Origin of the sequence: Bacteroides sp. MSK.20.12, assembly GCF_019052435.1 — a bacterium.
In the GTDB taxonomy this organism is placed as follows: Bacteria; Bacteroidota; Bacteroidia; order Bacteroidales; family Bacteroidaceae; genus Bacteroides; species Bacteroides xylanisolvens.
This window is the reverse complement of the sequence record NZ_JAHQVH010000062.1, coordinates 21,728-28,281: the sequence shown is the minus strand read 5'-3', so window position 1 is coordinate 28,281 and position 6,554 is coordinate 21,728. Positions and strand designations below refer to the sequence as shown.

7 protein-coding genes are annotated in these 6,554 nt (G+C 41.1%); all 7 read left to right on the top strand.

What is annotated here, in order from left to right:
- Positions 1-492 precede the first annotated feature (492 nt).
- Positions 493-1,350, top strand: a complete 858-nt coding sequence (gene purU, locus KTR06_RS22585) for a formyltetrahydrofolate deformylase (protein ID WP_008771204.1) — start codon at positions 493-495, stop codon at positions 1,348-1,350.
- Positions 1,350-1,940, top strand: a complete 591-nt coding sequence (gene hisH / locus KTR06_RS22580; protein WP_008643438.1) for an imidazole glycerol phosphate synthase subunit HisH — start codon at positions 1,350-1,352, stop codon at positions 1,938-1,940. Before purU ends, hisH begins: the two co-directional genes overlap by 1 nt.
- Positions 1,941-2,031: 91 nt before the next feature.
- Positions 2,032-2,751, top strand: a complete 720-nt coding sequence (gene hisA, locus KTR06_RS22575) for a 1-(5-phosphoribosyl)-5-[(5-phosphoribosylamino)methylideneamino]imidazole-4-carboxamide isomerase (RefSeq protein WP_004313663.1) — start codon at positions 2,032-2,034, stop codon at positions 2,749-2,751.
- Between the two features lie 124 nt (positions 2,752-2,875).
- The gene (hisF, locus tag KTR06_RS22570; RefSeq protein WP_008643433.1) at positions 2,876-3,628 is read left to right on the top strand and encodes an imidazole glycerol phosphate synthase subunit HisF; all 753 of its coding nucleotides are present in this window, start codon (positions 2,876-2,878) and stop codon (positions 3,626-3,628) included.
- Positions 3,629-3,820: 192 nt separating this feature from the next.
- Positions 3,821-4,432, top strand: coding sequence for a bifunctional phosphoribosyl-AMP cyclohydrolase/phosphoribosyl-ATP diphosphatase HisIE (hisIE, locus tag KTR06_RS22565; RefSeq protein ID WP_004313661.1), 612 nt, complete (start codon positions 3,821-3,823; stop codon positions 4,430-4,432).
- Positions 4,433-4,474: 42 nt separating this feature from the next.
- On the top strand, positions 4,475-5,203 hold the full coding sequence (locus tag KTR06_RS22560) for a cell division ATP-binding protein FtsE (RefSeq protein ID WP_004313660.1): 729 nt from the start codon (positions 4,475-4,477) through the stop codon (positions 5,201-5,203).
- Positions 5,204-5,216: 13 nt separating this feature from the next.
- A complete protein-coding gene (locus KTR06_RS22555) occupies positions 5,217-6,536 on the top strand; it encodes an aspartate kinase (protein ID WP_004313659.1) in 1,320 nt (439 codons plus the stop codon).
- Positions 6,537-6,554 lie beyond the last annotated feature (18 nt).

Genomic DNA, 6,554 nt, shown 5'->3' with positions numbered 1-6,554 from the left:
CCCGTGACCCCATGCGTGACAGGCATGTATTCTAACCAACTGAACTAACGCACCAGAATTTCATTTTGTTAATCTGCATCTCTCTCGATTGCGGGTGCAAAGGTAGTTGTTTTTTATAAATCTGCAAGCGTTTTGGGAAAAGTTTTTTTCAAGAAAAAACGAGAAAAACGCTTAGTGTCTCATTTTGAGTACTTTTGTAATGAAATAAATATTGTTTTTTTTCTTCGGATAGTGACGCTATCCGGTTGTTATAGTGACGCCATCACGATAGGATAGCGTCACTATCTGAAGTCAATAGCGTCACTATCCTGAAGTTTGTCATTCTATTCATAGAAAATAACTCCCAATATCTTTCTATCTGTAAGAAATCACCGTTTTTATATCAACTTTCTGCTTGAATAATTCGTAATTTTGCAATAAATCGTTATTTTTGCGGACTAAAATAAGAAAGGTGGAAAATTATCCGCCTAGAATCGTTAATTAGTAAAAAGAATGATGACAACAGCCAAACTGTTATTGCACTGTCCCGACAAACCGGGAATCCTTGCGGAAGTGACAGACTTTATTACGGTAAACAAAGGAAATATTATCTATCTGGATCAATATGTAGATCATGTAGAGAACATATTCTTCATGCGTATTGAATGGGAACTGAAAGACTTTCTGGTTCCGCAGGAGAAAATTGAAGATTATTTCAGAACTCTCTACGGGCAAAAATATGAAATGGATTTTCGCCTTTATTTCTCTGATGTAAAACCACGTATGGCTATTTTCGTTTCCAAGCTGTCACACTGTCTTTTCGATATATTGGCACGATATACAGCCGGAGAATGGAATGTAGAAATACCTCTTATTATAAGTAACCATCCGGATTTGCAGCATGTAGCAGAGCGGTTCGGAATTCCTTTCTATCTGTTTCCTATTACAAAGGAGACGAAAGAAGAACAGGAGCGTAAGGAGATGGAACTGCTTGCCAAGCATAATATTACATTTATTGTATTGGCGCGCTATATGCAGGTAATTTCCGAGCAGATGATTAATGCTTATCCGAATAAGATTATTAATATACATCACTCTTTCCTTCCTGCGTTTGTAGGAGCGAAGCCTTATCATGCGGCATTCCAGAGAGGTGTGAAGATTATCGGTGCAACCAGTCACTATGTAACGACTGAATTGGATGCCGGACCGATTATTGAACAGGACGTGGTGCGTATTACTCATAAGGACGCTATTGAAGACCTTGTAAATAAAGGAAAGGATTTGGAAAAAATCGTTCTTTCACGTGCAGTACAGAAGCACATCGAACGTAAAGTTTTGGCTTATAAAAATAAAACAGTAATATTTAGCTGATGAAAGTAGCAGTTGTAAAATACAATGCCGGCAATATTCGTTCTGTGGATTATGCTTTGAAGCGGTTGGGTGTGGAAGCGGTGATTACTGCTGATAAAGAAGAACTCCAATCGGCAGATAAAGTTATTTTCCCCGGAGTGGGAGAGGCGGAAACTACCATGAACCACTTGAAAGCAACGGGACTGGACGAACTGATAAAAAATCTCCGTCAGCCTGTATTTGGAATTTGTCTCGGTATGCAGTTGATGTGCCGGTATTCCGAAGAAGGAGAGGTCGATTGTTTGAATATCTTTGATGTGGACGTGAAGCGTTTTGTTCCGCAGAAACATGAGGATAAAGTGCCGCACATGGGATGGAATACTATTGGAAAAACGAATAGCAAATTGTTTGAAGGATTCACTGAAGAAGAGTTTGTCTATTTTGTACATAGCTTTTATGTGCCTACCTGTGACTTTACTGCTGCTACAACAGATTATATTCACCCGTTTAGTGCTGCATTGCATAAAGATAACTTTTATGCCACCCAGTTCCATCCGGAGAAAAGCGGTAAGACGGGAGAAAAGATTCTGACGAACTTTTTGAATCTATAATAAACTATGTTGCCGTTTATAATAAACTCCATCATAATTTATAATAAACTCGTTCATCGTTTATAATAAACTTTTAGCAAATAAATAATAGATGATAGAAATTATTCCAGCTATTGATATTATTGACGGAAAGTGCGTACGTCTTTCCCAGGGAGATTATGACAGTAAGAAAGTATATAACGAAAATCCGGTGGAAGTTGCCAAGGAGTTTGAAGCGAACGGTGTTCGCAGGCTTCATGTAGTAGATCTGGACGGTGCTGCTTCTCATCATGTAGTCAATTATCGGGTGTTGGAACGGATTGCTGCGCACACTTCTCTCGTTATCGATTTTGGTGGTGGAGTAAAGAGTGATGAAGATTTGAAAATTGCTTTTGAGAGTGGAGCACAGATGGTTACAGGTGGAAGCATTGCGGTGAAAGACCCGGAATTGTTCTGTCATTGGCTGGAAATATATGGCAGTGAAAAAATCATTTTGGGGGCAGATGTAAAAGATCATAAGATAGCCGTCAACGGTTGGAAAGACGAAAGTGCCTGTGAGCTTTTTCCATTTCTTGAAAATTATATGGATAAAGGTATACGCAAAGTAATCTGTACGGATATTAGCTGTGACGGAATGTTGAGTGGGCCTTCTATTGATTTATATAAGGAGATGCTGGCAAAATTCCCTGACCTCTATCTGATGGCTAGTGGCGGGGTGAGTAAGGTGGATGATATTGTTGCTTTGGATGAAGCTGGTGTTCCCGGAGTTATTTTCGGTAAGGCATTATACGAAGGACATATCACCTTAAAAGATTTGAGAATCTTTTTATAATTAGCGTACCAGAATGAAATGGCTGTTTATATTATAAATGGCTACCTTATTATAAGAGGAAACAAAGAATCAAACTTCAGGGATATAGATTATAAATTGTTGAACAATAAATAAAAGTAGGATTGTGTTAGCAAAAAGAATAGTACCTTGTCTGGATATAAAAGACGGACAAACCGTGAAAGGAACGAATTTTGTCAATTTGCGCCAAGCCGGTGATCCGGTAGAGTTAGGCCGCGCTTACAGTGAACAAGGAGCAGATGAACTTGTTTTCCTGGATATTACTGCAAGTCATGAAGGACGTAAGACTTTTACGGAATTGGTAAAACGGATTGCTGCTAATATCAATATCCCATTTACGGTAGGTGGCGGAATCAACGAATTAAGTGATGTGGACCGCCTGTTGAATGCAGGGGCGGATAAGATCTCTATCAATTCTTCCGCTATCCGTAATCCTCAATTGATTGACGAGATTGCAAAGAATTTCGGTTCGCAGGTTTGTGTGTTGGCAGTAGATGCCAAACAAGCCGAAAATGGTTGGAAATGTTACTTGAATGGAGGACGTATCGAAACAGATAAAGACCTGTTCGAGTGGACAAAAGAGGCCCAGGAACGCGGAGCAGGAGAGATTCTCTTCACAAGCATGAATCACGATGGTGTAAAGGCCGGTTATGCAAATGATGCACTTGCCGCTTTGGCGGATCAGCTTTCCATTCCTATCATTGCTTCGGGAGGTGCGGGCTGTAAAGAGCATTTCCGCGATGTCTTTTCACAAGGAAAGGCAGATGCTGCATTGGCTGCCAGCGTTTTTCACTTCGGAGAAATTAAAATTCCCGAATTAAAATCGTATCTTTGCGGCGAAGGAATTACCACTAGGTAATTGCTGCGTAGCAAAAATTAGCCTTTAGGCTGCGGCGAAGGAATTACCATCAGGGGGTGAGGCACCCCGGCCGGGTTTCCATGCTGATGAATAATCTATTTAGATAAATAGAATAAGATATTTGCAAAAAAAACTCCATAGGCGAATAGATCATAATTGTAAATTGGAATAGTAATTAGAACTTATATAAAAATGGAATTGGATTTCGATAAAATGAACGGACTCGTTCCGGCTATCATACAGGACAACGAGACACGTAAAGTCTTGATGCTGGGCTTCATGAATAAAGAAGCTTATGATAAAACGGTAGAAACCGGAAAAGTTACATTCTTTAGCCGTACCAAGAATCGTTTGTGGACAAAAGGCGAAGAAAGCGGTAACTTCCTTCATGTGGTATCTATAAAGGCCGATTGCGACAATGATACACTACTGATTCAGGTAAACCCGGTAGGTCCCGTGTGCCATACTGGTACAGATACTTGTTGGGGTGAGAAGAACGAAGAACCGGTTATGTTCCTGAAAGCATTGCAAGATTTCATTGACAAACGTCATGAAGAAATGCCCGAAGGCTCTTATACTACCAGTCTGTTTGAGTCGGGAATCAATAAAATAGCTCAAAAAGTAGGTGAAGAAGCTGTAGAAACAGTAATCGAAGCAACAAACGGTACTGACGAACGTTTGATCTACGAAGGAGCCGACCTTATTTATCACATGATTGTATTGCTTACTTCAAAAGGCTATCGTCTCGAAGACCTTGCACGTGAATTGCAGGAAAGACACAGCAGTACATGGAAGAAGCATTAAACAATTAAAATTTAATAATTAAAAATTAAAACGGGAGTCAGTATGGATGACGAGGCGTTGATTCAATATAAGAACGTAGAAATCCATCAACAGGAACTCTGTGTATTAAGCGATGTAAATCTGGAGCTGCACAAAGGAGAGTTCGTCTATTTGATCGGAAAAGTAGGCTCGGGAAAAACGAGTTTGCTCAAGACTCTGTATGGCGAACTGGACGTAATTGACGGTGAAGCGGAAGTGTTGGGTTATAACATGCGTTCTATCAAACGTAAGCATATCCCGCAACTGCGTCGGAAATTAGGCATTGTCTTTCAGGATTTTCAGTTGCTCACAGACCGTACTGTATATAATAATCTGGAATTTGTGCTTCGTGCCACAGGCTGGAAAAACAAACAGGAAATCCAAGATCGCATTGAAGAAGTGCTTCAGCTGGTGGGAATGTCCAACAAAGGTTATAAGCTCCCGAACGAGCTTTCCGGTGGCGAGCAACAGCGTATTGTGATTGCACGTGCCGTACTCAATTCTCCGGCTATTATTCTGGCGGATGAACCGACCGGAAATCTGGACGTAGAGACCGGTAAAGCCATTGTAGAATTGTTGCACAATATCTGTGAATCCGGCTCATCCGTAGTGATGACAACGCACAATTTGCAATTGCTGAAAGAGTATCCGGGCAGGGTATATCGTTGCGCCGACCATCAGATTGTAGATGTGACAGCCGAATACATGCCCAGACAGAGAACAATAGAAATAGATTTAAATATAGATAACTAAAACAGTAACGAAAATGAAAGTTTTAAAGTTTGGAGGAACTTCCGTAGGTTCTGCTCAGCGCATGAAGGAAGTAGCCAAATTGATTACCGATGGTGAACAGAAGATTGTTGTTCTTTCTGCTATGTCAGGAACAACAAACACATTGGTGGAAATTTCGGACTATCTGTATAAGAAGAATCCGGAGGGTGCCAACGAGATTATCAATAAGCTGGAAGCAAAATATAAACAGCACATTGATGAACTTTTTGCAACTCAGGAATATAAACAGAAAGGTCTTGAAGTTGTCAAATCCCACTTCGACTACATCCGCTCCTATACTAAAGACCTTTTCACTTTGTTCGAAGAGAAAGTGGTTTTGGCACAGGGAGAGCTTATTTCTACGGCGATGGTAAACTTCTACCTGCAGGAATGTGGCGTGAAGTCCGTGTTGCTTCCGGCTTTGGAATTCATGCGTACTGACAAGAACGCAGAACCGGATCCTGTATATATTAAGGATAAATTGCGCGCACAGCTCGATCTCTATCCGGATACAGAAATCTACATTACGCAAGGTTTCATCTGCCGCAATGCTTACGGTGAGATAGACAATCTGCAACGTGGTGGTAGTGACTACACTGCTTCTCTGATCGGAGCCGCAGTAAACGCTTCCGAAATCCAGATTTGGACAGATATCGACGGTATGCACAATAACGACCCGCGTATTGTTGACAAGACCGCTCCGGTTCGTCAACTTCACTTCGAAGAAGCAGCCGAGTTGGCTTACTTCGGTGCAAAAATCCTGCACCCTACCTGTATTCAGCCCGCTAAATATGCCAATATCCCTGTTCGTCTGTTGAACACAATGGATCCGGAAGCTCCGGGCACACTGATTTCCAACGACACGGAAAAAGGTAAAATCAAGGCAGTAGCTGCAAAAGAAAACATTACTGCGATCAAGATCAAATCCAGCCGTATGTTATTGGCTCACGGTTTCCTGCGTAAGGTATTCGAAATCTTCGAAAGCTATCAGACGTCTATCGACATGATCTGTACTTCAGAGGTAGGTGTATCTGTAACAATCGATAACACGAAGCATCTTAACGAGATTCTGGATGACTTGAAGAAATACGGAACAGTAACCGTTGATAAAGAGATGTGTATCATCTGCGTTGTAGGTGACCTTGAATGGGAAAATGTCGGTTTTGAAGCGAAAGCTCTTGATGCGATGCGGAATATACCGGTGCGAATGATCTCGTTCGGAGGAAGTAACTACAATATCTCCTTCCTCATTCGGGAGTGCGATAAGAAAGTAGCTTTACAGTCGTTGAGCGATATGCTTTTCAACGACAAATAAATCCACAAATAACACGAG

What these genes read in the sequence shown, in the direction of transcription:
- hisA (WP_004313663.1), top strand. Translation starts at nt 2,032, where the DNA reads ATGATAGAAATTATTCCAGCTATTGATATTATTGACGGAAAGTGCGTA.
- hisH (WP_008643438.1), top strand. Translation starts at nt 1,350, where the DNA reads ATGAAAGTAGCAGTTGTAAAATACAATGCCGGCAATATTCGTTCTGTG.
- purU (WP_008771204.1), top strand. Translation starts at nt 493, where the DNA reads ATGATGACAACAGCCAAACTGTTATTGCACTGTCCCGACAAACCGGGA.
- hisIE (WP_004313661.1), top strand. Translation starts at nt 3,821, where the DNA reads ATGGAATTGGATTTCGATAAAATGAACGGACTCGTTCCGGCTATCATA.
- KTR06_RS22560 (WP_004313660.1), top strand. Translation starts at nt 4,475, where the DNA reads ATGGATGACGAGGCGTTGATTCAATATAAGAACGTAGAAATCCATCAA.
- KTR06_RS22555 (WP_004313659.1), top strand. Translation starts at nt 5,217, where the DNA reads ATGAAAGTTTTAAAGTTTGGAGGAACTTCCGTAGGTTCTGCTCAGCGC.